The following is a 25682-nucleotide window of genomic DNA, read 5'->3' as shown; positions in this document are numbered from 1 at the left end:
ACCGTCGGAGGTTCCTCCGGCTCCCGGGCAGGGCGCAACAGCTTGAGTGAAGACCGAACTTCCTACCCAGAATGACCTGGGCGAGGTTCAGAGGGTCTGCGGCCCGCTTGCCGCACTCTCAGCGCTGTGGCGCTCCCCTGTCGGAATATGAAGATGTGTACGGAGGTCAGCGTACCCCGTGGCCGGATTCCGACTCCCGCCGGTGGCCACGACCGTCCGTCGCGCCAGGTCACGCCACCGGTCGCTCTACCTTTCGGTGGCCGCCTACCTTTCGGTGGCCGCCAGCTGACCGCACGCCCCGTCGATCTCCTGCCCCCGGGTGTCCCGGACGGTCACCGGCACGCCGTGGGCCGCGATGGCCTCGACGAACGCCTTCTCGTCCTCGGGCCGGGAGGCCGTCCACTTGGACCCCGGTGTCGGGTTCAGCGGAATCAGGTTCACGTGCACCGGCTTGCCCTTGAGCAGCCGGCCCAGCCGGTCACCGCGCCACGCCTGGTCGTTGATGTCCCGGATGAGCGCGTACTCGATCGACAGCCGCCGCCCGGACCTGGCCGCGTACTCCCAGCCTGCGTCCAGGACCTCGCGCACCTTCCACCGCGTGTTCACCGGTACGAGCGTGTCGCGCAGCTCGTCGTCGGGCGCGTGCAGCGAGATGGCGAGCCGGCACTTGAACCCTTCGTCGGAGAACCGATGGATGGCGGGCACGAGCCCGACCGTCGACACGGTGATCCCGCGCTGCGAGAGCCCGAGCCCGTCCGGCTCCGGATCGGTGAGGCGGCGGATGGCCCCCACGACCCGGTTGTAGTTGGCGAGCGGCTCCCCCATCCCCATGAAGACGATGTTGGACAGCCGCGCGGGCCCACCGGGGATCTCGCCGTCCCTGAGCGCCCGCATCCCGTCGACGATCTGATGGACGATCTCGGCGGTCGACAGATTCCGGTCGAGCCCGGCCTGCCCGGTCGCGCAGAAGGGACAGTTCATCCCGCACCCGGCCTGCGAACTGATGCACATGGTGACCCGGTCCGGGTACCGCATCAGCACCGACTCGACGAGCGTCCCGTCGAACAGCCGCCACAGCGTCTTGCGCGTGGTCTCCTGGTCGGTCGACAGATGCCGCACGACCGTCATCAGCTCCGGAAGCAACGCCTCCTGAAGCTTCGTACGCGCGCCCGCGGGGATGTCGGTCCACTGCTCCGGGTCGTGCGCGTACCGCGCGAAGTAGTGCTGCGAGAGCTGCTTGGCGCGAAACGGCTTCTCCCCGATCGCGGCAACAGCCTCCTTACGCTCCACAGGCGAAAGATCAGCAAGATGCCGCGGCGGCTTCTTGGCTCCGCGGGGGGCGACGAATGTGAGTTCTCCGGGTGCAGGCATAACCCTCCCAGTGTCGCAGATCGAATCGTGTGACCCGAGCCGGTCGAGAGGTCAGAGGATTCCGCCGACCACGCCCACGATCCACGCGCCGTAGTTCTTCCAGCGATGGGACATACGGCAGTACAGGCGCGGTCTGCGTCGGCCCGCCTGGTCGATCAGCGTCTCGCACCACCGGCAGGGCAGATCACCGTGGTACCTGCCGTCCTCGCCCACCCGTGCTCTCCCCATGAACGCGGACTCTATCGACTCCCGCCCGACCGTCCGAAGGACCACGGAAAGGGGCCCCCACCCCGGCGAACCGGACGGGGGCCCACGACACCATCAACGCGTCTGTCAGCCGGAGCCCACGAACAGCACCAGCAGCAGCCAGACCACCGGGGCGGTCGGGAGGAGGGAGTCCAGGCGGTCCATGATGCCGCCGTGGCCCGGCAGGAGCGTGCCCATGTCCTTGATGCCGAGGTCCCGCTTGATCATGGACTCGCCGAGGTCGCCGAGCGTGGCGCTGGCGGCGACGGCGAGACCGAGGAGCAGGCCCTGCCACCACGCACCGCCGTCGATGACGAACTGCATGAGCAGCGCGCCGGCGACCATGGCGAAGGCGATCGCGCCGAGCAGTCCCTCACGGGTCTTGCCGGGGCTGATGCGCGGCGCGAGCTTGTGCGTGCCGAACCGCCAGCCGACGGCATACGCGCCCGTGTCACTGACGACGGTCAGCAACAGGAACACCAGAACCCGCTGCGGCCCGTCGTCGGCGGTCAGCATGAGCGCGACGAACGTGGCCAGGAACGGCACGTAGAAGGCCGCGAAGACCCCCGCGGTGACGTCCTTGAGGTAGTTGTCCGGCGGTTCCGTCATCCGCCAGACAAGGACGGCGAGCGCGGTGAGCGCCATGGCCACCCACGCGCCCTCGGGCCCGCGCACGTACCCGGCGACGACCATGGCGGCCCCGCCGACCGCGAGCGGAACGAGGGGCGCCTTGATGCCCTTGCGTTCCTGCAGGCGCGAGGTGAGCTCCCACAGCCCGACCACCACGGCCACCGCTATCACGCCGACGAAGGCCGCCTTGACGATGAACAGCGACGCGACGATGACCACGCCGAGCCCGACGCCGACCCCTATGGCGGCGCCGAGGTCACGGCCCGCGCTCTTCTTCTGCGGGGCGGGCTGCGGGGCGTCGGGCATGGGCTCCGGCTTCTGCGGCGCCTCCCCGTAGGGGTGCGCCGACGGCGTCTCGTCGCGGAACGGGGGACCGGCCTGCCGAGCGGCCCCCCGGTCGTCGTCCTGGTCCCCGCCATGCGCGGGTACGTCGGGCACGATGGGCATGGGGCGAGTCTGCTGGGCCTCAGGCGCATCGTACGGGGGACCCGCCGGGGCATGCCCCTGGACAGGTCCCCGGTCGGTCGGCGCCCAGTACCCGGCTTGTGACGGCGCCCCCCAGGAAGAGTCGTTCATCAGACCTCGAGGAGCTCCGCTTCCTTGTGCTTGAGCAGCTCGTCCACCTGGGCGACGTACTTCGCGGTGGTGTCGTCGAGCTCCTTCTCCGCACGACGGCCCTCGTCCTCGCCGACCTCGCCGTCCTTGACGAGCTTGTCGATCGCGTCTTTGGCCTTACGGCGGACCGAGCGGATGGACACCTTGGAGTCCTCCGCCTTGCTCTTCGCGACCTTGATGTAGTCGCGGCGGCGCTCCTCGGTCAGCTCGGGGAACACCACTCGGATGATGTTGCCGTCGTTGCTCGGGTTGACGCCCAGGTCGGAGTCGCGGATCGCCTGCTCGATGTTGCGCAGGGCGGTCTTGTCGAACGGGGTCACCACGGCCATGCGCGGCTCCGGCACCGAGAACGAGGCCAGCTGGTTGATCGGCGTCAGCGCACCGTAGTAGTCGGCCACGATCTTGTTGAACATCGCCGGGTGCGCACGACCGGTGCGGATCGCGGCGAAGTCGTCCTTGGCGACCACGACGGCCTTCTCCATCTTCTCCTCGGCCTCGAGGAGGGTCTCTTCGATCACCACTTGCTCCTGCGTGTCTTGAGTAGGCCCGGCAGCTGTACTTGGTCTGGTCGGCGGCCGGCTGCGTCGCGTCTTGTTCCTGCACGGTTCCGGACCGGCAGGACATTGTCCATCCCTTGGTCAGGCTCCGTCCCCCGGGCAGGGGAAGGACCCGGTCAGGCCCGGCTTCCCTGATCACCCACGAGAGTGCCGATCTTCTCACCCTTGACGGCCCGCGCGATATTGCCCTCCTTGAGAAGCTCGAACACGAGGATCGGGAGCTTGTTGTCACGGCAGAGCGTGATCGCGGTGGCGTCGGCGACCTTGAGCTCGCGGGTGATGACCTCGCCGTAGCCGAGGGAGTCGAACCTGACCGCGTCCGGGTTGGTCTTGGGGTCGGAGTCGTAGACCCCGTCCACGCCGTTCTTGCCCATCAGCAGCGCCTCGGCGTCGATCTCCAGAGCGCGCTGGGCGGCGGTGGTGTCGGTGGAGAAGTACGGCATGCCCATACCGGCGCCGAAGATGACCACACGGCCCTTCTCCAGGTGGCGCACGGCGCGGAGCGGGATGTACGGCTCGGCGACCTGGCCCATGGTGATGGCGGTCTGGACGCGGCTGTCGATGCCCTCCTTCTCCAGGAAGTCCTGGAGGGCGAGGCAGTTCATGACCGTGCCGAGCATGCCCATGTAGTCGGAGCGGGCCCGGTCCATGCCGCGCTGCTGGAGTTCGGCGCCGCGGAAGAAGTTGCCGCCGCCGATGACGACGGCGATCTCTGCTCCGTCGCGTACGACGGCCGCGATCTCCCGGGCGATGGCGTGCACCACGTCCGGGTCGACGCCGAGGCCACCGCCCCCGGAGAACGCCTCTCCGGACAGCTTCAGCATGAACCGGCCGCGTTCCGCTTTGCTTGCGTCGCTCTTCTCGGGCTTGGTGGTCATGGAGATCTCGCCTCTTTACGTGTCGCACATACGAAGAAGGCCATTGCCGGTGGGGTGGTGTTCGCATCCCATGCGCGGCAATGGCCTCCTCGTCAGATCCGCTGTCGTCCGTCGCGCGTCACGCGCGCACGTGGCGTGCGTACGCGAACGACTGCACTCGACCCTATCGGGGCCGGGCGCCCGTCGCGTAACGGACTCAGATGCCGACCTTGATGCGCGTGAAGCGCTTCAGGGTGACACCGGCCTCGTCCAGGACCTTCTGGACGGACTTCTTGTTGTCCAGCGCGTACGGCTGGCCGAGCAGCGTGGCGTCCTTGAAGAAGCCGTTGAGGCGACCCTCGACGATCTTCGGCAGGGCGGCCTCGGGCTTGCCCTCGGCGCGGGTGGTCTCCTCGGCGACGCGGCGCTCGGACTCGACGACGTCGGCCGGCACGTCCTCCTTGGAGAGGTACTTCGGCGCGAAGGCGGCGATGTGCTGGGCGATGCCCTTGGCCACGGCGGCGTCGGCCTTGTCCAGCTCGACCAGGACACCGATCTGCGGGGGCAGGTCGGGCATGGTGCGGTGCATGTAGGAGAAGACGAAACCGTCGGCGTACTGCGCGAAACGGTCGAGGACGATCTTCTCGCCGAGGTTGGCGTTGGCCTCGTCGACGTACGCCTGGACGGTCTTGCCGGCCTCGATCTCGGAGGCGAGCAGGGCCTCGAGGTCGGCCGGGGAGGTCTTGGCGACGTGCTCGGCGATCGCGGCGGCGGCGGCCTGGAACTTCTCGCCCTTGGCGACGAAGTCCGTCTCGCACTTCAGCTCGACCAGCACACCGGAGGTGTTGTCGTCGGCGATGAGGGAGACCACGGCGCCGTTCTCGGCGGAGCGGCCCTCGCGCTTGGCGACGCCCTTCTGGCCCTTGATGCGCAGGGCCTCGACGGCCTTGTCGACGCTGCCCTCGGCCTCGTCCAGCGCCTTCTTGCAGTCCATCATGCCGGCGCCGGTGAGCTCACGGAGCTTCTTGACGTCGGCGGCGGTGTAGTTCGCCATGATCTGTGAATCTCTTCTCGGAGTTCGAAGTCTCGAAGTCGGCGTCCGCCGCCGCTCGTAGGGCGGGCGCCCGCCGAAAGATCTACGGGCTGTGGGTGAACGGCGGGTGGCGCGCTCGGCGCCACCCGCCGTCATGTCGACAGCCCTACGACCGTGAAGGTCAGGCCTGCTCGGCGTCCGCGGCCGGAGCCTCGGCGGCGGGGGCCTCAGCCTCGGCAGCGGCCTCGGCCGGAGCCTCAGCAGCGGCCTCGGCCGGAGCCTCGGCGGGGGCCTCGGCGGGGGCCTCGGCGGCAGCCGGAGCCTCAGCAGCGGCGGCAGGGGCCTCGTCGGCCTTCTTCTCGCCCTCGAGCAGGTCGCGCTCCCAGGCGGCCAGCGGCTCGCCCGCGGCCTTGTCGCCCTTGCCCTCGGTGGCGACCCGGGAGCGGGAGATGAGGCCCTCGGCGACCGCGTCCGCGATCACGCGGGTGAGCAGCGTGACGGAGCGGATCGCGTCGTCGTTGCCGGGGATCTTGTAGTCGACCTCGTCGGGGTCGCAGTTGGTGTCGAGGATGGCGACGACCGGGATGTTGAGCTTCCGGGCCTCGCCGACCGCGATGTGCTCCTTCTTGGTGTCCACGATCCAGACGGCGCTGGGCACCTTCTGCATCTCGCGGATACCACCGAGGGTCTTCTCCAGCTTGGCCTTCTCGCGCGAGAGCACGAGAAGCTCCTTCTTGGTGAGACCCGACGCGGCGACGTCCTCGAAGTCGATCTGCTCGAGCTCCTTGAGGCGCTGCAGACGCTTGTAGACGGTCGAGAAGTTGGTGAGCATGCCGCCCAGCCAGCGCTGGTTGACGTAGGGCATGCCGACGCGGGTGGCCTGCTCGGCGATGGCCTCCTGCGCCTGCTTCTTCGTGCCGACGAACATGACCGTGCCGCCGTGGGCGACGGTCTCCTTGACGAACTCGTAGGCGCGGTCGATGTACGACAGCGACTGGAGCAGGTCGATGATGTAGATGCCGTTGCGCTCCGTGAAGATGAAGCGCTTCATCTTCGGGTTCCAACGACGGGTCTGGTGACCGAAGTGGACGCCGCTTTCCAGCAGCTCCCGCATCGTGACGACGGCCATGGCCGTTCTCCTTGAATTTTCTCGGTTGTGCCGTGGGAGCCGGACGGCTCCCGCGCCTGACACCCGCGAAGCGCCGTTGCCACAAAGGACCGAGAGGCGCTGATACGGACCACAGACGGGCCTCGTACCGGGGCGTGCGAAGTCGACCCGGTGACCCGGATCGCCACCAGAAGTGTACGGGACCCGCGAGGCCCCGGGTGACGCCGATATCCACAACCGGCGAGTACTCCACAGATCCCGACCATGATCACCCGGTTCACGGGACGCTTCCCCCATGTCTCACGAAACGGCTCACGAGCGAACGACCCGCCGACGTGCGCGTGCGGGTGCGGGTGCGGGTGCGGGTGCGGGTGCGGGTGCATGGTCGGCCCTGCTGCTGTGCCTGATGTCGACCCTCCTGGCCACGGCCTGGACGACGGCACCTCGCGCGGCCCCCGGGCCACCGGCCCCCGAGGACCCCGTCCCCGCCCTGGGCCGTGCCTGGCCCGTCGGGCTCCGCCCGCTGGTGGTCCGCGCCTGGGAGCCCCCGCCCACCCCCTATGCCCGGGGGCATCGAGGCGTCGACCTGTCCGCCCCGCCCGGCTCCCCGGTACGCGCGGTGGCATCGGGCCGCGTCTCCTTCGCGGGCCGGGTGGCGGGCCGTGGAGTCATCGCGGTCGGCCTCTCCGCCACGGGCGACCCACCCCTGCGCACGACCTACGAGCCGGTCCGGGCATCCGTGAGGAAGGGCGACGAGGTAACCGCGGGCACGATCCTGGGCACCCTGGAAGCCTCCCCGTCCCACTGCCCGACAGCCTGCCTGCACTGGGGCCTGCGCAGAGGGGAGACCTACCTGGACCCGCTCTCGCTCCTCCCGCCGTGGCTGCTGCGCAGGGGCCCCTCACGCCTACTGCCGGTACCCGAGTAGCCGGACGGCCGGCCTCTTTCACGGCCGTGGGCAGCTGCGGGCGATGGTGTTGCAGTCCCCTGCCACGAGCAAGCGTGCCTGCCGTCCCTGACCACGGCAATCACGTTGCCGTCCCGGCTTCGGGCAGGCGTGGCTGCGGGGCGGCACGGGTGGGCGACGAGGGCCCCGCTCGAGGCGAAGCCGAGAGTGGGGGAGGTACGGGGCCGGCACCGGTGAGCGCTACCCCGCCCCGAGCTCGACCCTGACGCATGACGACGCGGGGCACCTGGCGATGAGGGCCCAGCCGCGGCACCCGGCCACAGCACCCAGCACCCAGCACCCAGCACCCAGCACCGCGCAACGACCGCTCAGCCCCGTACGCCCCGCAGAGCCATCCCCACGGCCGCCTCGGTGATCGCGGAGGGCTCCTCGGCGGCCCCCAGCTCGATACGCCGCACCGCCGCGTCCACGACTCCCTGCAACAGCATCGCGGCCAGCCGGGGCTCCGTCTGCCCCAGCCCCGCGAGCGCCTCCACGATCATCGCGACGAGCCCACCGTGCGCGGCCCGGATCTTCTCCCGCGCCCCGGCGTCCAGTTCGCTCGCCGAGATCGCCACCACGGCCCGATGCCGCCGGTCCCCGACCAGCTCCAACTGTTTGCGGACGTACGCCTCGACCTTGCCCTCGGGCCGCTCGGCCGCGGCCATCGCCGCCTCGACCTCCGCCGCCCACACGGGAAAGTCGACCTCGCACAGCTCCTCGACCACCGCCGCCCGCGACCGGAAGTACTCGTACACGGACGACCGCGCCAGCCCCGTACGCTCGGCGAGCGCGGGGAACGTCAACGCCTCCGTCCCTCCCTCGGACAGCAGGGACCGAGCCGCGTCCAGCAGGGCGGCTCGCTGCATCGACCGGTGCTCGGCCACGGAGGCCGCTCGAATCCTTGGCACGTCAACCACTTTACGGACGGACCGCCACCAACGGGAGTGTCTTCCCCCGACAGGCCCTGGGCCGAAGCCCTGCCGACACCCTCCACAGCCCTGGCCTCGCGGCTCATCCGGCCAGGTAGGGCCGGGTCAACGACCAAAACTCGCCAGCTTCGCCCGTAGCTGCAGCACCGACTTCGTGTGGATCTGGCTCACCCGGCTCTCGGTGACCCCCAGCACGTTCCCGATCTCCGCGAGGGTGAGCCCCTCGTAGTAGTACAGCGTGACGACGGTCTTCTCCCGCTCGGGCAGCGTGTTGATGGCCCGCGCCAGGAAGCGGCGCAGCTCCCGGTCCTCGGCGACCTCGACCGGGTTGTCCGCGGCGGTGTCCTCCAGCGTGTCCATCAGGCTCAGCCGGTCGCCGCCCTCGCCCCCGACATGCAGCAGCTCCTCCAGCGCCACGACGTTGGCCAGCGACAACTGACTGAAGACCGAGTGAAGTTCATCGACCGCGATACCCATCTCGGCGGCCACCTCGCCCTCGCTCGGGGTGCGTCTGAGCCGGGACTCCAGGGTGGCGTAGGCCCGCTCCACGTTGCGCGCCTTCTGCCGCACCGACCGGGGGATCCAGTCCAGCGCGCGCAGTTCGTCGATCATGGCGCCACGGATCCGGGTGATCGCGTACGTCTCGAACTTGATCTCCCGGTCGATGTCGAACTTCTCGATCGCGTCGATCAGCCCGAAGACCCCGGAGGAGACGAAGTCGGCCTGCTCGACGTTGGCCGGCAGGCCGACACTGACCCGGCCCGCGACGTACTTCACCAGCGGTGAGTAGTGCAGGATCAACTGCTCGCGCAGCCGTTCGTCGCCCGTCGTCTTGTACGTCCGCCACAGCTCCTCGAGTGTCGAGGGGGCGGGCGGGCGCACGGTGCCGCGAGCGGCGGAGGGTACCGCCGTCCGGTCAGACCCGGAGGTGTGCTGGGGCATTCGTCGCCTTGTGCCGTTCTGCCGTGAACTGGGGGTGCCTGGGTGAGCTGTCGGTCTGATGTCGAGTTGCCTGCCCTGAGGGGGAACCCACGTGAGCGTAGCGTGACTGGGGAGTCGCAGTGCGCGAAGGCCGAGGGATCGCCGGTGCGCAGATACGTTCCGCTGGGTGCCCCGCGGGGTCACGGCGATCGCGCTGCGTGACGGATCCGGAAGGCCAACTGCCGGAAACCGCACGGCTGTCGGCGTTCCCCCGGACGGCCGAACACGCTGGGTCAACTTCGCCTCCGATCCGGCGAGACGGAGATCATCGCCTGGCGTGTCAACTTCCAGCCGTCGCCGTGTCGTTCGACGTAACCAAGTGCGCGGAGTTCGTACAGTCTCCCGACCGCGTCGTCCACGGTCGTGCCCGCGCCGCGGGCGACCTCGTCGGGGGCCGCGCTCCCCCGCCCCGGCAGTGCGGCGAGAACCTGCCGTGCGCCGGGTTCCAGCAGGTCACGGGGGAGCACGGGGCCCCGCCGGTCGGGCGCCAGCTCTCCCATGTCACCCACCAGCTCGACGACTTCGGCAGCGTCGGACACGAGCACGGCCTCCCCCCGCAGCAGTTCGTGCACGCCGGCGGAGAGGGCCGAGGTCGCGGGCCCCGGCACGCCCATCGTGAACCGACCCAATCGCTGCGCCGCCCGCGCCGTGACCAGCGCGCCGCTGCGGTAGGCCGCCTCCACGACCACGGTCCCCCTGGTGAGCGCGGCGATGACCCGGTTCCGCAGGATGAACCGGCTCGGCGTCGGATGCTCCCCCGGCGGCAACTCCCCCACCACCAACCCCTGTTCGGCGATTCTGCTGATCAACTGCACATGCCCCCTGGGATACGGCCGGTCCACCCCGCAGGCCAGCACGGCGACGGTCGCCCCACCGGCCCCGAGCACCCCCCGATGCGCGGCCCCGTCCACCCCGTACGCGCCACCGGACACGACCACCCACCCCTGCTCGGCAAGCCCCGCCCCCAGCACCGCCGCCATGTGCGCCCCGTACTCCGTGCAGGCCCGCGCCCCCACCACAGCCACGGACCGCAATGCCCACATCCGCACATTCGCCTTCCCCCGCACCCACAGCCCCATGGGCCGCCCGTCCCCGAGATCATCGAGCTGCCCGGGCCACTCACCGTCCCCGGGGACGAGGAACCGGACCCCGGCCTCCCTCGCCCGCGCCAGGTCACCCTCGGGGTCGGCGCGCCCGGCGCGGGCACACAGTCCCGCCCACCGCTTCTCCGAGGCCTCGGGCAGCGGGCGACCGCCCCCGGAGAGCCTCCGCACCACTTCCCGGGCTCCGAACTCCCGTAGCCACCGACCACCCAGCTCGTCTCCGGGCTCGATGACACGGGCCAGGAAAGCCCGGTCGAGCCGCTCGACATCCGGCGCACCGCCGCCGGTCATGGCGCGCCCGCCGATGACCCACGGGCCTCAGGCCTCACGTCAGCGCTCCGATCGCCATCGGCACCCCGCGTGGCACTCCGGTGCGCAGCTGCAGAGCCAGGTTGACGTCCGTCGCGTCCGGGCGGTCGTGGCCGACGAGGTCGGCGATGGTCCAGCCGACCCGGAGCACCCGGTCCAGGCCGCGCGCGGTCAGCACGCCCCGCTCCAGGCAGCGCTCGGCCTCGTCCATCGCGCCCGGGGTCGCGTGCCACCGGCTGCGCAGTTCACGCCCCGGTACCTCGCTGTTCGTCCGCCAGGGCGTATCCAGCAGACGGGCTGCCGCGCGCTCCCTGGCCGAGCGCACACGGTCGGCCACCGTCGCCGTGGACTCGCCCTGGGCTCCACGCCGGGTGAGCTCGGACCGAGTGACCCGGTCGACCTCGACCCGCAGGTCGACCCGGTCCAGCAGCGGCCCGGAGAGCCGCGCCTGATAGCGGCGGATCAAGGCGGGCGGGCACTCGCACAAGTCGTCCGTCCGCGAGAAGCGACCGCAGGGACAGGGGTTCGCGGCGAGCACCATCAAGAACTTCGCGGGGAACCGCACCACTCCCGCGCTGCGCGCGATCACGACGTGCCCCGCCTCCAGCGGCTGCCGCAGGGCGTCCAGCGCATGGCTGCTGAACTCCGGGGTCTCGTCCAGGAAGAGCACCCCCCGGTGGGCGAGGGAGACCGCACCGGGTCGTGCGATGCCCTGGCCGCCGCCGACGAGGGACTGCATCGTGGCCGAATGGTGAGGGGCGCAGTAGGGCGCCACGTCGACCAGTGGTTTTCCCGCGGGCAGCAGACCGGCGATCGAGTGGACCGCCGTGACCTCCAGCGACTCCTCTCTGGCCAGCCTCGGCAGGATGGCCGGCATCCGCTCGGCGAGCATCGTCTTGCCCGCGCCCGGCGGCCCTTCCAGGAAGAGGTGATGTCCGCCGGCCGCCGCGACTTCCACGGCGGTTCGGGCCGCGAGCTGACCGACGACATCGGCGAGGTCGTGGCCCTGGTCCTGGTGCGCGCCTGCCGCGGTGCGCATGCCGGTGGCCGCCCCCGTGCCCGGCAGACGGAGTCCCGCCATGAGAGGGTCCGGGCGGCCCTCGTCGGGTTCCTCGTCCGGCACCGGTTCGTCCGCCAGCACGGCGATCAACTGCCGCAGGGTGCGCACGCCCAGCACCGAGACCCCGGGCACCAGCGAGGCCTCCGCGGCAGCGCACTCCGGCACCACCACCTGCTCGTATCCGGCCTCGGCGGCGGCCAGCACGGCGGGCAGGATGCCCCGTACCGGCCGGACCCGACCATCGAGTCCCAGCTCCCCGATCATCACGACGTCGGAGAGCACCCGCGGATCGATCCGCTCGGATGCGCCCAGGACGGCGCTGGCGACCGCCAGGTCGAACCCGCTGCCGGCCTTCGGCACCGACGCGGGACTGAGCCCCACCGTCAGCTTCTTCTGCGGCCACTCGGCGCCCGAGTTGACCAGGGCCGCCCTCACCCGGTCCTTGCTCTCCGTCAGGCTCTTGTCCGGCAGCCCCACCAGCGTGAAGGCCGCCACGCCCGGTTCCAGGTCGGCCTGGACCTCGACGACGACGCCCTCGACGCCGACAAGGGCCACGGAACACGTGCGGGCGAATCCCATCAGGCCACCCCCCGCACGTGTTCCACGACGGGGGCGCCGCGGGCGGGGAGGACGACGCCGACGACGTCGATACGGACGCCGCCCGGCGGACTTCCTCCGTGTTCCTGGAGCCAGCGTTCGGCGAGGCCGCGCAGTCGTTCGGCCTTGGTGGTCGTGACGGCCGCCATGGGGTGTTCGAAGGGGCCGGCCCTGCGGGTCTTCACCTCGCAGACGACCAGCGCGTCCCCGTCGCGGGCCACGATGTCGATCTCGCCGGTCCTGCCGCAGCGCCAGTTGCGCTCCAGGACCGTCATCCCGGCCTCGGCCAGCCGCCGTGCGGCCAGCTCCTCGCCGTACTTGCCGAGCGCACCTCGCGCGCCGTTGCCCGGCGCGCCGTTGCCCGGCGCGCCGTTGCCCGGCGCGCCGTTGCCTCGTGTGTTGTCGCCTCGTGCCTTGCTCATGTCGGCACCACCTCCGGCGCCAACACTGAGTGCGACTCAGCCCGCTATTGGATCTTGGTGGACAAACAGGCGATTGTGGATAACTTCGTCACCCACACGGATGACGGTGCCGCAGCCCCTCCGCCGGCCTCAGCTGCCCGGCAGCTCCAGATCGCTCTTGTTCAGCTCCTCGATGTTCACGTCCTTGAACGTGAGCACCCTCACCTGCTTCACGAACCGAGCCGGCCGGTACATGTCCCACACCCAGGCGTCCGCCATCGACACCTCGAAGAACACCTCGCCCTGGACCGAGTGCACCTGCATCTCGTAGTCATTGGTCAGGTAGAAACGCCGCTCGGTCTCGATCACGTATTTGAACAGACCGACGACATCGCGGTACTCCCGGTAGAGCTTCAGCTCCATCTCGGTCTCGTACTTCTCGAGGTCCTCGGCGCTCATGGCATGTTCCCCTTCAGCCGTGCGATCCCACCATTGTGCGCCAGTCCCGCGAGCCCCTAGACAATTTCGGTGTCGAGGACCACGGGTCTGGCCGGGGGACCCTCGTCGAGCAGTGTGCGGAGCAGTTCGGCGAGTCTGGTCGGGTACACCGTCTCATGCGCCCGGGTCAGTTCCCCGCACGTCCACCAGCGTGCTCCTGCGACGCTGCGTCTTTCCAGCTCCGTCAGGCCCGCCGCCGCGGGCACGACCTGGTGCGTAGCGGTGGTCCGGGCGAGGTAGTACCACTCGTCCTGGTCCCAGCGGCGTCCGGCGAAGGGGAAGGAGCACATCCGCCGCCAGAGCACGGGGCCGAGCTCCACGTCCGTGATCCCGGTCTCCTCCGCGAGTTCCCGCAGGGCGGCCTCCTCACGGGTCTCCGCGCCCTCCACACCGCCGCCGGGCGTGAACCACCAGTCGTCGGCCGGATCGTCCGGCTCGTGCCCGTGCAGCAGCAGGACGCGCTCCCGCGGATCCAGCAGGATCACCCGGGCGACCTTGCGCAGCCCGCCCTCGTACGTGTCCTCAGCCGACACCGGCGGGCTCCGACTGCGCCGTACGTCCGCGTCCGCCGATCCGCTGGGCGACGGGCCCGTAGGCCGCGCCGCCCATGACGAGCACCATGCCCACGACCAGCGCGGCGGTGATCAGCCGCAGCGGGCCGGGAGAGGAGAGCGCGCCGAGCTTCTCGAAGCCCGTGGGGCGGGCCAGCATGCCGTCCATGGGCCAGACGACGGCGTCCACGCGCGCGTCCACGTTGGTGCGCGGCACCGTGCCGTTGCCGGCCTCCGTGAGGTGGGCGGTGGAGTCCAGGGAGCCGCTGCGCTCGTCACCGAGGAGGAACAGCCGGCCCTTGGGGACGGTGATCTCCGGGATGCCGGTCAGCTCGGCGACCTCGCCCTCGGGCAGATACCCCTCGTCGATCTTCTTGCCGTTGACGGTCAGCTTGCCGTCGGTGCAGCAGGCGACCGTGTCACCGCCGACCGCGACGACCCGCTTGACCATGGGGGTGTTGCCCCAGGTCTCCTGCCGGAAGACCACGACGTCACCGCGCTTGATCTCGGCGCCGTCGATCCGCTCGGCGAGTATGCGGTCCCCGGAGGTGATGGTGGGGGACATGGAGTCGGTGGGCACGGTGTAGGGCGCGTAGGCGATCGCGCCCCAGAGGAAACCGCCCAGGAAGAGCACACAGCCGAGGGCCACGGCCAGTCCCGACAGCTTGCTGCCGAGCCGTCCGCGGCCCTCGTCCGTACGACGTGTCGTCCCGCTCATCCCAGTGCTCCCCCAGTTCGGAGAATCGACCGTCCGGGCCCCGTGCGGGCCGCGGAAGATCGGCGATCTGGGACGGCACCCTACCCGGCGGTACCCGTGCCAGAAACCCTCGGGCTTTCGGTGGCCAGAAGGCGACGCCGGCGCCACAGCACCAGCGGCACCGCTCCCGCGAGGCCGAGCGCCCCGGGGGCGGCGGCGCTCAGGTTCTGGTCGAAGGTGTCGGGAACCGGCAGCGTGGACCAGCGGGTGGGCGGCCAGGCGACCACGATGGCGCGGCCCACGGCCTGGCTGACGGGGACCATGCCCTTGTTGCTGTCGTTCTGGTGGTAGCGGGAGTCCAGCGAGTTCTGCCGGTGGTCACCCATGACCCAGATTTTGCCCTCGGGCACCTTCACCTTGAACTGGCCGCCGGTGTCGTCGACGGTGCAGGGGGTGTTGCCCGGGTACACGTACGGCTCGTTCAGCGCCTTGCCGTTGACCTTCAGCGGGCCGGTGCCCTTGCACTCCACGGTGTCGCCGGCGACGCCGACGACCCGCTTGATGAGGTCCTTCTCCTCGGCGGACGGCATCAGGCCGATCCAGCCGAGGACCCGCTGCACGGCGTTGGGCTCCAGGGTGGGCTCGCCGTCCAGCCAGCCGTCCGGGTCGTGGAAGACGACGACCTCGCCGCGCTCGGGCTCGGAGCCGAACCACGGGGTGAGCTTGTCGACCAGGACCCGGTCGCCCTCCTGCAGCGTGTTCTGCATCGAGTCGGACGGGATGGAGAACGCCTGCACCAGGAACGTCTTGATCAGCAGCGCGAGCACCAGCGCGATACCGATCAGGATCGGCAGTTCCTTCCAGAAGGAACGCTGCTTCTTCCTGGGCCGCTCTTCCTGGTCGCCGTCGTCGGCCGAGGTCCGGGCGCCGTCCCCGCCGTCCGCCCCCTCCGGGGAGTCACTCCCGGTGTCGGCGGAACCCTCGGAATTCACGACGCCCTCCGCGTTCTCCGCGGCCGGGGAAGCCGCCTCGTCGGATCGCTCCGGCCGTTCTTCGGAACCACCGTGTCCGGACCGTGCGCCGACCGCCAAATCCCCCACATCCACTCCTCACTCCGTACCGCCGCCCGCGCCACAGCCGGTGCAGGCCCACCACTCCCATAACGAGCGGGAGTTCCGCAGGGGTCGGGAGAGGGATCAATCCGTTTCGATCCGCGGAGGCCACCCTATGCGAAGCGCCGAGGGCGGTGGTCGACCCGCTCGGTACGGCGGAGAACGTGTCCGGTTCCTCCAACTGCCCCCAGTGGCCCACCGGCCAGGCGATGACGACGGCCCGGCCGACGACGGAATCCTCCGGGACCGTCCCGCCGAACTGGGCCGTCTTCGAGTCGTCGGACTGGTGGGCGCGTGAGTCGGCGGAGTTCTCCCGGTGGTCGCCCATCACCCAGAGGCGGCCCTGGGGCACGGTCACCTCGAACCGCTGGGTCGAGGGCTGGTTGCCGGGGTGGATGTAGGCCGTCTCGTCCAGCGGCATGCCGTTGACGGTGACACGGCCCTGGGTGTCACAGCACTTGACGGTGTCGCCGCCGACCGCGACGACCCGCTTGATCAGGTCCTGCTCGTCGTCGGACGGGAGAAGGCCGATGAACTGCAGGCCTTCCTTTATCTGCTTGATGACGATCGGATCCTCGGTGGCGGCCGTCGTCTGCTCGTCCTCCAGCCAGCCGCCCGGGTCCTTGAAGACGACCACGTCCCCGCGGGTGGGCTTGGAGCCGAACCAGGGCGTGAGCTTGTCGACCAGGACACGGTCGCCGATCTGGATCGTCTGCTCCATGGAGCCCGACGGGATCACGAACGCCTGGACGAGGAAGGTCTTCAGGACCAGAGCTATGAGGACGGCGACACCGACGAGGAGCGGGATCTCCTTGACCGCGGAGCGACGCCTGCGCCGCTTGATCTTGCGGGCGAGCTTGCGCCGCTCGACCCGGCTCGGCCGGGCGGCACCGCCGGACCGCCGCGAACCGGTGGGCAGCAGGTTGGCCGCCGCGGTGGTGGGAGGCGCACCGCGGGGTTTGCCACGGTTACCCATGCGCACCGCCCGCGGCGGGCACACGCGCGTAGGCGTCCGGACGGTCCAGACGTGTCCAGTGGTCGGCGGGCCAGGCGATCCAGTCGGCCCGGCCGATCACGGAGTCGAGCGGGACCATGCCGCCGCCGGGCGATCCCAGGTGGTCACGGGAATCGCTGGAGTCACTGCGGTGGTCGCCGAGGAGGAACAGCCTGCCCTCGGGGACGACCACGTCGAAGGGAACGTTCGACGGGCTGTCGCCCGGATACAGAAACGACGACTCGTCGACCCACCGGCCGTTCACCTCAAGCCTCCCCTCCTGGTCGCAGCAGACCACCCGGTCGCCCCCCACGCCGACAACGCGCTTGACGTAGTCGGCGTTCCCGAAGTAGCCGGTGCCGTCGAAGACGACGACGTCACCGCGCTGCGGCTCAGATCCGAAACGGTACGCCAACTTATTTACGAGAACGCGGTCCCCGATCCTCAATGAGTCGGCCATGGAGCTGCTGGGAATCTGGAACGGCTGGATCACGAAGTTGCTGAAGAGCGCCAGAAGAAGCAGGCAGATCAGCACGGTCAGGGTGTATCTCCCGCCCGGAACCCACTCGGTGGTCCGGTCCACCCATGCGAAACGCGACCGCTCCTCCGGCCCTCGCGTGTCGGAGATCTCCTCGGAGACCTCCGCGCCGGAAGGGCGGGGGGAACGGTCGCGCTCCATGTGCTGCTGTGCTTCGGTGTCCATCGGGGCCAGATCGTATCCGGCCCCGCTGTGACGACCTTTTGTGACGCGAACGCGCGATCAGTTGTCGCGCTTCTCCTTGATCTTCGCCGCCTTGCCGCGCAGCTCGCGCAGGTAGTACAGCTTGGCGCGACGGACGTCACCGCGGGTGACGAGCTCGATCTTCTCGACGATCGGGGTGTGCACCGGGAAGGTGCGCTCGACGCCGACGGAGAACGAGACCTTGCGGACCGTGAAGGTCTCGCGGACACCGGCGCCCTGGCGACGGATCACCACGCCCTTGAACTGCTGCACACGGGAGCGGTTGCCCTCGATGACGCGGACGTGGACGTTGACGGTGTCACCCGGGCGGAAGGCCGGGATGTCGCTCCGCAGCGACGCGGAGTCGAGGGAGTCGAGCAGGTGAGACATTTCGTCTGCTTTCTTCGCCCATGCCACAGGTCATAGGCGGGAGCTAGGTGTTACGAGAGGATGCTGTCCGTGTCGGGGCGGGCGTCGTGTCCCCCTGCGGCAGGGGCGCGCGCCGGACGACGCACAACAACGGCCTATTCTTCCACGCCCTCGGGCCGCCGCCAAAATCGGCCGTGCGACTCCCCTTCCGGGTCCGGGGCCCAGCCCAGGATGGAGAGCATCTCGCGGTCCTTCTTGTCGAAGGCCTTGGGGTCGCAACGCTCGATGAGGTCGGGCCGGTTGGCGGCCGTACGCTTCAGGGCCTCGTCCCGGCGCCACCGCGCGATCTTGCCGTGGTGGCCGCTGAGCAGCACCTCGGGGATGTCGCGGCCACGCCACTCGGGGGGCTTCGTGTAGACCGGCCCCTCCAGGAGGTTGGCCATGGCGCCGGGCGCGAAGGAGTCGTCCCGGTGGGACTCGGCGTTGCCGAGGACGCCGGGCAGCAGCCGCGCGACGGCCTCGGTGACGACGAGGACGGCCGCCTCGCCGCCGGCGAGCACGTAGTCGCCGATGGACACCTCGTAGACCGGCATGCGGGTGGCGTACTCGTCGATCACCCGGCGGTCGATGCCCTCGTAACGCGCCGGCGTGAAGACCAGCCAGGGGCGCTCGGAGAGTTCGACGGCGAGTTCCTGGGTGAAGGGGCGACCGCTGGGGGTGGGGACGATGAGCGCGGGCCGGTGGGAGCCCGTCTCGTAGCCGTCGGCGAGGACGGAGTCCAGGGCGTCGCCCCAGGGGTCGGTCTTCATGACCATGCCGGGGCCGCCGCCGTACGGGGTGTCGTCGACCGTGTTGTGCCGGTCGTACGTCCACTCGCGCAGATCGTGGACGTGCACGTTCAGCTGTCCGCGCGCGCGTGCCTTGCCGACGAGGGAGACGTTCAGGGGTTCGAGGTACTCGGGGAAGATCGTGACGACGTCGAGCCGCATCAGGCCTCGTCCCCGGCCGGCTCGGCGGAGTCCTCGGAGTCCCGGGCGGACGCGATCTCCGCCCGGTCGTCGATCAGCCCGGGTGGCGGGTCGATGACCGCCCGCTGCTCCTTCAGGTCGATCTCGGTGACGATCGACTCGACGAACGGGATCATCACCTCGCTCCCGTCGGGCCGCTCGACGATGAAGAGGTCCTGGGAGGGCAGGTGCGAGATCTCGGTGATCCGGCCGACCTCGACTCCCTCCTTGGTGACCACGTCCAGGTCCATCAGCTGGTGGTCGTAGTACTCGTCCTCTTCCTCCGGCAGCTCCTCCGGGTCCACCTCCGCGATCAGCAGGGTGTTGCGGAGGGCCTCGGCGGCGTTGCGGTCGCGGACGCCCTCGAAGCGCAGGAGCAGCCGGCCGCTGTGGACCCGGCCGGTCTCGATGGTGAGCGGACCCGTCGAGGCGGGGTCCGTGAGCAGAACGGCGCCGGGGGCGAGCCGGAGTTCCGGCTCGTCGGTGCGGACCTCGACGGTGACCTCACCCTTGATGCCGTGGGCGCGGCCGATCCGTGCGACTACGAGCTGCACTGTGCTTGATCTCCTGTCATACGACTACGGGCCGGGGACGGCCCAGAGGCCCTCCCCGGCCCGAGCCGGTGCTGCGAATCTTCGTCAGCGGACGTGATCCACGTCGACGAGGTCGACACGGACACCACGGCCGCCGATGGCACCCACGACGGTACGCAGAGCACGGGCGGTACGGCCGTTGCGGCCGATCACCTTACCGAGGTCGTCGGGGTGGACCCGGACCTCGAGTACGCGCCCCCGGCGCAGGTTGCGGGAAGCGACCTGCACGTCGTCGGGGTTGTCGACGATGCCCTTGACGAGGTGCTCGAGAGCCTCCTCGAGCATGCTCAGGCCTCGGTCGGCTCAGACGAGGAAGACGCAGCGGCAGCCTCGTCCTTCTTGTCGGCCTTCTTCTTCTGGGTGATCGCCTCACCCTTGCCCTCGTCGTCGCCGCCCAGGGCCTCGAACGACGGGCGCGCGGACTTCGGCTGAGCCACGAGGAGCGGCGCCGGAGCGGGCTCGCCCTTGAACTTCTGCCAGTCGCCGGTCTTCTTCAGAATGGCGAGCACGGGCTCGGTCGGCTGCGCGCCGACACCCAGCCAGTACGCGACGCGCTCCTCGTCGACCTCGATGACCGACGGGTTGTACGTCGGGTGGTACTTGCCGATCTCCTCGATCGCACGACCGTCACGACGGGTACGGGAGTCGGCGATGACGATGCGGTAGTGAGGCGAACGGATCTTGCCCAGACGCTTCAGCTTGATCTTGACTGCCACGGGAGTGGGTTCTCCTGGATTTGACGTGATTGGGCACGGCGAGAGAGCCGCGTGGGGTTGCGGTACCCGAGTGCCCGATGGACGCGTCAGCCGGAGGAGAGAGGGGTCCTGTGCGACTGTCGAGTACAGCTAGCCATTGTGCCACACCCAGCGGGTCGCTTCGGCCGTCAGGGTGCGTTCAGCCATGGCTGAGCGGCACCCCGCGCCAGGGGGTGCCGCTCACCGGAGTGGAGGGTGCCGCCGCGCACCCGTGCCGCCACAGAGGCACGACTGCCCGCGGCCGGGCGGGCGCGAGGCTGCGGCGGCTCCCTCCACTCCGGGTACGGCTCGACATACGACTCACTGGTACGGCCGCCACGAGCAGCCGTCTGTTCAGTGCGTCGTCGTGTCACGCCGCGCCCACGACCTCCGGGATCCGGAAGGGCTTGCCGCAGCCGCCGCAGACGATGGGGGCCTGGGCGAGTACGGACGGGACGACCCGGACGTTGCGGCCGCAGTCGCAGACGGCCTTGACGCGGACGCCGCCGCCGGAGGACCCGTGGCGGGCGGCCGGGCCCCGGAAGCTGCGGGCCGTGTCCGCGGAGGTCGCGGCGGTGTGGGCCTTGAGGGCGCGCTGCAGTCTGTCGATGGTCGGGCGGTAGCGACGCTTGGCCTCGGGGTTGAGCGTGACCAGCGAGAAACCGCTGCTGGGATGCGGTTCCTCGGGGTGGTCGAGGCCGAGCTCCTCGGCGATCGCGAGGAATCTGCGGTTGTGGTACCGGCCCGCCCGGGAGGTGTCGCGGACTCCACGCGCGGCGGCGATGCCATGGACTGCCTCATGGAGCAGTCGCTCGAAGGAGAGTTCGTGCCCGCAGGCGGACGACGACTCCCCGATCAGGGACTCGGGAGCGGCAAGATCCGGCAGCTCGGGGTGGTGCCGTTGAATGTCGGCCCACGCCTGTGCCAGTTCTGCGGCGAGAACAGGTGGTGTCTGTGTCGTGCTCACGTAATGACAACGAGCCGGAGTGCCCCTGTGTTCCGATTCCGGGCCATCCCAAATAATTTGCACGTACCCGTCAGTTGCCACTAGTGCGTCCTGACGAGGGCGGGTGCGCTGATCTGCGGAGAAGCCTCGCAGCTCCCCACAAGGCGGTACGTAGTAACACGTACGCCCCGACGCGTAGCGAGGTCCGCGCGTCGGGGGCACCTGTGGTCGGCTGATGTGCAAGGGGCGTTTCGGTCGCTCTCCCGGCGGAACGGGGTGCTCTAGTAAGCGCGCGCCACGACGGCGACGTTACCGGGTGCGTCGTAGGAGTCGGGCACCGACCCGTCCGCGGCGACCAGACACCGTACGGTCACCGCGTGCTCCCCGAGCTTGGTCTCGCCGTCCTCGCCCAGCCTCGACCAGGGGATACGCGCCCAGCCGCCGCCCGCGGCGGCCTCGATCGCCTCGTCGAGGGTGGACACCTCGGTCGTACGGGACTCGCGGCGCTCGCGCGACTGCTTCAGGAGGAGCGCCTGGTCCTCTTCGAAGACGGTGGGCAGCAGGTGTACCAGCGAGTCGAGGGCGACCGGCTCCTTGCCGCCCGGGATGCGACGGGCGAGCATCGCGGTGCCGTTCTCCAGGTCACGGGGGCCGACCTCGATGCGTACGGGGACGCCCTTGAGTTCCCAGTCGACGGCGCGGCGGCCGAACGGGATGTCCGTACGGTCGTCCACCTGGACGCGGATGCCGGCCGCCTTCAGCTGGGCGCCGAGCTCGCGGACCTTGGCCAGAACCGCGTCGTCGCCCTTGATCGCGAGGACGACGGCCTGGACCTGGGCCAGCCGGGGCGGGACCCGCAGGCCGTTGTCGTCGCCGTGCATCATCACCAGGGCGCCGATCATGCGGGTGGTGGAGCCCCAGGATGTCTGCCAGACGAGCTCCTGCTTGCCTTCCTTCGACAGATACCGGGTGTTGAAGGCCTTGGCGAAGTTCTGGCCCAGCTCGTGGCTGGTGGCCATCTGGAGGGCCTTGCCGTCGCCCATCATGCCTTCGAGCGTGAGGGTGTTGATGGCGCCCGCGAAGCGCTCCTTGACGGTCTTGCGGCCGGGGACGACGTCCATCGCGAGGACGTTCACCATGAAGTCCTCGTAGACCTCCCGGTGGATGTGCGCGGCGAAGTCGCGCGCCTCCTCGTACGTCGCGTGCGCCGTGTGGCCCTCCTGCCAGAGGAACTCGCTCGTGCGGAGGAAGAGCCGGGGGCGCAGCTCCCAACGGACCACGTTCGCCCACTGGTTGATCAGCAGCGGCAGGTCGCGGTAGCTCTGCACCCACTTCGAGAAGTAGTCATTGATGATCATCTCGGAGGTGGGGCGGACCACGGCGGGCTCTTCGAGGTCCTTGCCGCCGCCGTGCGTCACCACGGCCAGCTCGGGCGCGAAGCCCTCGACGTGCTCGGCCTCCCGGGCGAGGTAGGACTGCGGGATCAGGAGCGGGAAGTACGCGTTCTGGGTGCCCGTCTCCTTGATCCGGGCGTCCATCTCCTGCTGCATCCGCTCCCACAGCCCGTACCCGTACGGTCGGATGACCATGGTGCCGCGCACCGGACCGTTGTCGGCCAGTTCGGCCTTGGTGATCAGATCCTGGTACCAGCGCGGGAAGTCGTCCGCGCGGGGCGTGAGTACGGGAGCCTTTGCCATGGCGCGATGGTACGGGTCCACGTTGCGGGGATGTGAATTCTTTTGCCCGCGCACGGACAGTACGCAAGCAGGTGTCCGAGACCCCTGGACGACTCGCCGGGCGGGGAGTTTCCTGGCATACGGGGGGGGGAGTGCGAGCGCGCACTGCCACGGGGGCCAGGAAATCCGGCAACGGCAACTCACGGCGGATTGGGGCGCTTTCGATATGACACCTACGCTCGTGCGGCAGCAACTGCCTCGCGCGGGGGCCACACCCCGCGTGGACCGGTGTGCACGCGCGCGTGACTGGGCCGAGATTCAGGAACGGATGCTGGTGCCGCTGTACGAGGCCGTCCACCGGCGGCTCGACGTCGGTACCGGGACGCGCCTGCTCGGCCTCGGCTGCGGGTCGGGGCTCGCGCTGCTGATGGCGGCGTCGCGGGGAGCCTCGGTCACCGGCGTCGACTCGGGGTCGCCGGAGAGAACGGCACTCGCGCGGGAGCGACTGCAGCCGGAAGGGTGGGGCACGCGCGCGCGTGTCGGCACACGGGTCGTCGACGGTGTCCCCGAGGACGCGGTCCGCGGCCCCGGGGACCCGCCGTACAACCTGGTGACCGCCTTCGAGCCGATCGGCTGTCTGGCCGGGGACTCCGAGGGCCTCGGCGAACTGCTCGCCGCGGCGACCCCGCTGGCGGAACGCGGTGCTCCGGTGATCCTGGCCGGCTGGGGCCCGCCGGAACGCTGCACCACGTCCACCGTGCTCCGCGTGGCCACGAAGCTCGCCGACCCTCTGCGCAGCGCGGGCAGTTGGCGTCCGGCGCTGCGGGACGACCTGGAGGAGGTCGCCCAGCGGGCCGGCCTGAAACCGGACGGCTCGGGACGCGTGGCCTGCCCCTTCGGGTACGCCAACGTGGACAACGCGGTACGGGGGCTGCTGTCGACCGGCCTGTTCGACGCGGCGATCAGGGCCACCGACCAGGCACAGGTGGACAAGGAACTGACCGAGGCCCTGCACCCCCACCGCCGCCGGGACGGCACGGTCTGGATGCCGAACGTGTTCCGCTACCTGATCGCGCGGACGCCCTGAGCGATGCGGGGCACGCCTTGAGGACTTCGGGGCGCTCCCCGAACGTTGTGGGGAACACTGAGAAGGTCTTCGAGACTTCTTCCGACGCGGGTGTGAATGGTGTGAAGAAAGCGGGCCGGTAGCGCTTTCGCTTGGCCAAGCGCCGCGCGGCAGCCATAGCCTGGCGCATCGTCCAGGGGAACAACACATCTGCGTACGGGAGTTGCCACCAGAAGCACCACGAGCGACACCACACATGCCGTCCACGCACACGGCACCCGGCGCCGCGCGCCCGGCCACACCCCCCGGCCGGTCACGCGGCGTCCGCCGTTGTGGGCGGGTCAGCCCATGAACTTCTTGAACTCGTCCGGCAGCTCGAAGTCCTGAGCGCCCTGCTGGCCCGGCAGTCCGAGGGCACCGCCCTGGGCCGCGGCGGCCCGGCGGGCGGCCTCCTCCTGCTCCTGCTGCTTGCGCTTCATCGGGTTGCCCGAGCGCTGCTTGCCCTTGGCCTGCTTGGGCTGCTTCTTGCTGCGACCGGGGCCACCACCCATGCCGGGCATCCCGGGCATGCCGGGCATGCCACCGCCCTGGGCCATGCGGGACATCATCTTGCGGGCCTCGAAGAACCGCTCGACGAGGCTCTTCACCGCGCTGACCTCGACACCGGAGCCCTTGGCGATACGGGCACGGCGCGAGCCGTTGATGATCGTCGGCTCCTGGCGCTCGGCCGGGGTCATCGACTTGATGATCGCGGCCGTGCGGTCGACGTCGCGCTCGTCGATGTTGTTGATCTGGTCCTTGATCTGGCCCATGCCGGGCAGCATGCCGAGCAGCTTGCTGATGCTGCCCATCTTCCTGACCTGCTCCATCTGGGCCAGGAAGTCGTCGAGCGTGAAGTCCTGGCCCTTCTTGGACGCCAGCTTGGAGGCCATCTTGGCGGCCTCTTCCTGGCTGAAGGTCTTCTCCGCCTGCTCGATCAGGGTGAGCAGGTCACCCATGTCGAGGATGCGGGAGGCCATCCGGTCCGGGTGGAACGCGTCGAACTCGTCGAGCTTCTCGCCGTTCGACGCGAACATGATCGGCTTGCCGGTGACGGAGGCGATCGACAGGGCGGCACCACCGCGGGCGTCACCGTCGAGCTTGGAGAGGACCACGCCGTCGAAGCCGACGCCGTCCCGGAAGGCCTCGGCCGTGTTGACGGCGTCCTGACCGATCATCGCGTCGACGACGAAGAGGATCTCGTCCGGGGAGACCGCGTCCCGGATGTCGGCGGCCTGCCGCATCATCTCCTGGTCGATGCCCAGCCGGCCCGCGGTGTCGACGACCACGATGTCGTGGACCTTCGACTTGGCGAACTCGATGGAGTCCTTGGCGACCTTGACCGGGTCACCCACGCCGTTGCCCGGCTCGGGGGCGTAGACCGCCACGCCGGCGCGCTCGGCCACGACGCTGAGCTGGTTGACCGCGTTCGGGCGCTGGAGGTCACAGGCGACGAGGAGCGGCGAGTGGCCCTGCTCCTTCAGCCAGCGGCCCAGCTTGCCCGCGAGGGTCGTCTTACCGGCACCCTGGAGACCCGCGAGCATGATCACGGTCGGCGGGTTCTTGGCGAAGCGCAGGCGGCGGGTCTCGCCGCCGAGGATCCTGACCAGCTCCTCGTTGACGATCTTGAGGACCTGCTGGGCGGGGTTCAGCGCCTTGGAGACCTCGGCGCCGAGCGCGCGCTCCTTGACGTTCTTGATGAAGCCCCGGACGACCGGCAGCGCGACGTCCGCCTCCAGGAGCGCGATGCGGATCTCGCGCGCCGTGGCGTCGATGTCCGCCTCGGAAAGGCGCCCCTTGCCGCGCAGGTTCTTGAAAGTCGCTGAGAGGCGATCGGAGAGCGTATCGAACACGGCGGTGTCGGTCCTCGGAGTCGGGGGCAGGGTGGGCTGCCCTCCAGGGTATCTGTCTGGGTGTGGTCGGGTCTCCACCC

At 70.0% G+C, this 25682-nt stretch carries 28 protein-coding genes and 1 riboswitch; of the genes, 2 read left to right on the top strand and 26 right to left on the bottom strand.

All coding sequences use genetic code 11. The annotated features are described in order from the left end of the window. Positions 1-41 precede the first annotated feature (41 nt). Positions 42-149: riboswitch (TPP riboswitch) on the bottom strand. 115 nt (positions 150-264) lie between these two features. The 7 genes from rlmN to rpsB form a co-directional block, all read right to left on the bottom strand. After that, positions 265-1371, bottom strand: coding sequence for a 23S rRNA (adenine(2503)-C(2))-methyltransferase RlmN (gene rlmN / locus OG272_RS35190; protein ID WP_327727625.1), 1107 nt, complete (start codon positions 1369-1371; stop codon positions 265-267). A 51-nt stretch (positions 1372-1422) separates the two neighbouring features. Continuing rightward, positions 1423-1599: a hypothetical protein gene (locus OG272_RS35185; protein WP_319768401.1), complete on the bottom strand. Its 177-nt coding sequence runs from the start codon at positions 1597-1599 to the stop codon at positions 1423-1425. A 105-nt stretch (positions 1600-1704) separates the two neighbouring features. Further along, complete coding sequence (locus OG272_RS35180; protein WP_326576625.1) at positions 1705-2823, bottom strand: phosphatidate cytidylyltransferase; 1119 nt, start codon at positions 2821-2823, stop codon at positions 1705-1707. Then, a complete protein-coding gene (frr, locus tag OG272_RS35175) occupies positions 2823-3380 on the bottom strand; it encodes a ribosome recycling factor (RefSeq protein WP_045561444.1) in 558 nt (185 codons plus the stop codon). Before frr ends, OG272_RS35180 begins: the two co-directional genes overlap by 1 nt. A gap of 155 nt (positions 3381-3535) precedes the next feature. Then, a complete protein-coding gene (gene pyrH / locus OG272_RS35170; protein ID WP_327727627.1) occupies positions 3536-4297 on the bottom strand; it encodes a UMP kinase in 762 nt (253 codons plus the stop codon). 196 nt (positions 4298-4493) lie between these two features. Continuing rightward, entirely contained in the window at positions 4494-5330 is an 837-nt protein-coding gene (gene tsf, locus OG272_RS35165) for a translation elongation factor Ts (protein WP_326576636.1), read from the bottom strand. A gap of 160 nt (positions 5331-5490) precedes the next feature. Next, positions 5491-6438 (bottom strand): 30S ribosomal protein S2, encoded by a 948-nt coding sequence (gene rpsB / locus OG272_RS35160; protein WP_405895480.1) that lies wholly within the window; start codon positions 6436-6438, stop codon positions 5491-5493. A 274-nt stretch (positions 6439-6712) separates the two neighbouring features. Here rpsB and OG272_RS35155 point away from each other — a divergent pair, with 274 nt between their 5' ends. Beyond that, positions 6713-7345 (top strand): M23 family metallopeptidase, encoded by a 633-nt coding sequence (locus tag OG272_RS35155; protein ID WP_327727629.1) that lies wholly within the window; start codon positions 6713-6715, stop codon positions 7343-7345. A 347-nt stretch (positions 7346-7692) separates the two neighbouring features. Here OG272_RS35155 and OG272_RS35150 read toward each other — a convergent pair whose 3' ends face one another. From OG272_RS35150 to proS, 18 genes are all read right to left on the bottom strand, one after another. Further along, positions 7693-8250 carry a helix-turn-helix domain-containing protein gene (locus tag OG272_RS35150; RefSeq protein WP_326585603.1) on the bottom strand — a complete coding sequence of 186 codons (558 nt, stop codon included), beginning with the start codon at positions 8248-8250 and terminating at the stop codon, positions 7693-7695. 150 nt (positions 8251-8400) lie between these two features. Then, positions 8401-9237, bottom strand: a complete 837-nt coding sequence (gene whiG, locus OG272_RS35145) for an RNA polymerase sigma factor WhiG (protein WP_326576642.1) — start codon at positions 9235-9237, stop codon at positions 8401-8403. Between the two features lie 272 nt (positions 9238-9509). After that, on the bottom strand, positions 9510-10670 hold the full coding sequence (dprA, locus tag OG272_RS35140) for a DNA-processing protein DprA (protein WP_327727630.1): 1161 nt from the start codon (positions 10668-10670) through the stop codon (positions 9510-9512). A 34-nt stretch (positions 10671-10704) separates the two neighbouring features. Beyond that, a complete protein-coding gene (locus tag OG272_RS35135) occupies positions 10705-12327 on the bottom strand; it encodes a YifB family Mg chelatase-like AAA ATPase (protein WP_327727631.1) in 1623 nt (540 codons plus the stop codon). After that, entirely contained in the window at positions 12327-12767 is a 441-nt protein-coding gene (locus OG272_RS35130; RefSeq protein WP_405895479.1) for a YraN family protein, read from the bottom strand. The genes OG272_RS35135 and OG272_RS35130 overlap by 1 nt, the downstream gene beginning before the upstream one ends. Positions 12768-12896: 129 nt before the next feature. After that, a complete protein-coding gene (locus OG272_RS35125) occupies positions 12897-13205 on the bottom strand; it encodes a DUF2469 domain-containing protein (protein ID WP_005311352.1) in 309 nt (102 codons plus the stop codon). A gap of 56 nt (positions 13206-13261) precedes the next feature. Continuing rightward, the gene (locus tag OG272_RS35120) at positions 13262-13777 is read right to left on the bottom strand and encodes an NUDIX hydrolase (RefSeq protein WP_326576730.1); all 516 of its coding nucleotides are present in this window, start codon (positions 13775-13777) and stop codon (positions 13262-13264) included. Beyond that, positions 13767-14513 (bottom strand): signal peptidase I, encoded by a 747-nt coding sequence (gene lepB, locus OG272_RS35115; RefSeq protein ID WP_326576732.1) that lies wholly within the window; start codon positions 14511-14513, stop codon positions 13767-13769. Before lepB (OG272_RS35115) ends, OG272_RS35120 begins: the two co-directional genes overlap by 11 nt. 80 nt (positions 14514-14593) lie before the next feature. Then, positions 14594-15484 carry a signal peptidase I gene (gene lepB / locus OG272_RS35110; protein ID WP_327727634.1) on the bottom strand — a complete coding sequence of 297 codons (891 nt, stop codon included), beginning with the start codon at positions 15482-15484 and terminating at the stop codon, positions 14594-14596. Then, entirely contained in the window at positions 15450-16580 is a 1131-nt protein-coding gene (gene lepB / locus OG272_RS35105; RefSeq protein WP_327727635.1) for a signal peptidase I, read from the bottom strand. Before lepB (OG272_RS35105) ends, lepB (OG272_RS35110) begins: the two co-directional genes overlap by 35 nt. Further along, positions 16573-17301 carry a signal peptidase I gene (gene lepB / locus OG272_RS35100; protein ID WP_327727636.1) on the bottom strand — a complete coding sequence of 243 codons (729 nt, stop codon included), beginning with the start codon at positions 17299-17301 and terminating at the stop codon, positions 16573-16575. The genes lepB (OG272_RS35105) and lepB (OG272_RS35100) overlap by 8 nt, the downstream gene beginning before the upstream one ends. A 57-nt stretch (positions 17302-17358) precedes the next feature. Further along, entirely contained in the window at positions 17359-17709 is a 351-nt protein-coding gene (gene rplS, locus OG272_RS35095; protein WP_033526928.1) for a 50S ribosomal protein L19, read from the bottom strand. A 134-nt stretch (positions 17710-17843) separates the two neighbouring features. Beyond that, positions 17844-18677, bottom strand: a complete 834-nt coding sequence (trmD, locus tag OG272_RS35090; RefSeq protein ID WP_327727637.1) for a tRNA (guanosine(37)-N1)-methyltransferase TrmD — start codon at positions 18675-18677, stop codon at positions 17844-17846. Then, positions 18677-19249, bottom strand: coding sequence for a ribosome maturation factor RimM (rimM, locus tag OG272_RS35085; protein ID WP_327727638.1), 573 nt, complete (start codon positions 19247-19249; stop codon positions 18677-18679). Before rimM ends, trmD begins: the two co-directional genes overlap by 1 nt. A gap of 84 nt (positions 19250-19333) precedes the next feature. Further along, positions 19334-19573, bottom strand: coding sequence for an RNA-binding protein (locus OG272_RS35080; protein WP_003973401.1), 240 nt, complete (start codon positions 19571-19573; stop codon positions 19334-19336). Between the two features lie 2 nt (positions 19574-19575). After that, on the bottom strand, positions 19576-20004 hold the full coding sequence (gene rpsP, locus OG272_RS35075) for a 30S ribosomal protein S16 (RefSeq protein WP_326576786.1): 429 nt from the start codon (positions 20002-20004) through the stop codon (positions 19576-19578). Between the two features lie 388 nt (positions 20005-20392). Further along, positions 20393-20989 carry a hypothetical protein gene (locus OG272_RS35070; RefSeq protein ID WP_033526923.1) on the bottom strand — a complete coding sequence of 199 codons (597 nt, stop codon included), beginning with the start codon at positions 20987-20989 and terminating at the stop codon, positions 20393-20395. 260 nt (positions 20990-21249) lie between these two features. After that, positions 21250-22665: a proline--tRNA ligase gene (proS, locus tag OG272_RS35065; RefSeq protein ID WP_327727639.1), complete on the bottom strand. Its 1416-nt coding sequence runs from the start codon at positions 22663-22665 to the stop codon at positions 21250-21252. 307 nt (positions 22666-22972) lie between these two features. Between proS and OG272_RS35060 the strand changes: the two genes are divergently transcribed. Continuing rightward, complete coding sequence (locus OG272_RS35060; protein WP_328224093.1) at positions 22973-23731, top strand: SAM-dependent methyltransferase; 759 nt, start codon at positions 22973-22975, stop codon at positions 23729-23731. A gap of 320 nt (positions 23732-24051) precedes the next feature. Here the strand turns inward: OG272_RS35060 and ffh are convergent, their stop codons facing one another. Then, positions 24052-25602 carry a signal recognition particle protein gene (gene ffh, locus OG272_RS35055; RefSeq protein ID WP_326576793.1) on the bottom strand — a complete coding sequence of 517 codons (1551 nt, stop codon included), beginning with the start codon at positions 25600-25602 and terminating at the stop codon, positions 24052-24054. Positions 25603-25682 lie beyond the last annotated feature (80 nt).

This window comes from Streptomyces sp. NBC_00104 (genome assembly GCF_045160825.1).
Taxonomy (GTDB): Bacteria; Actinomycetota; Actinomycetes; order Streptomycetales; family Streptomycetaceae; genus Streptomyces.
The sequence above is the reverse complement of the archived record's forward strand: the minus strand, read 5'-3'. Positions and strand labels throughout refer to the sequence as shown.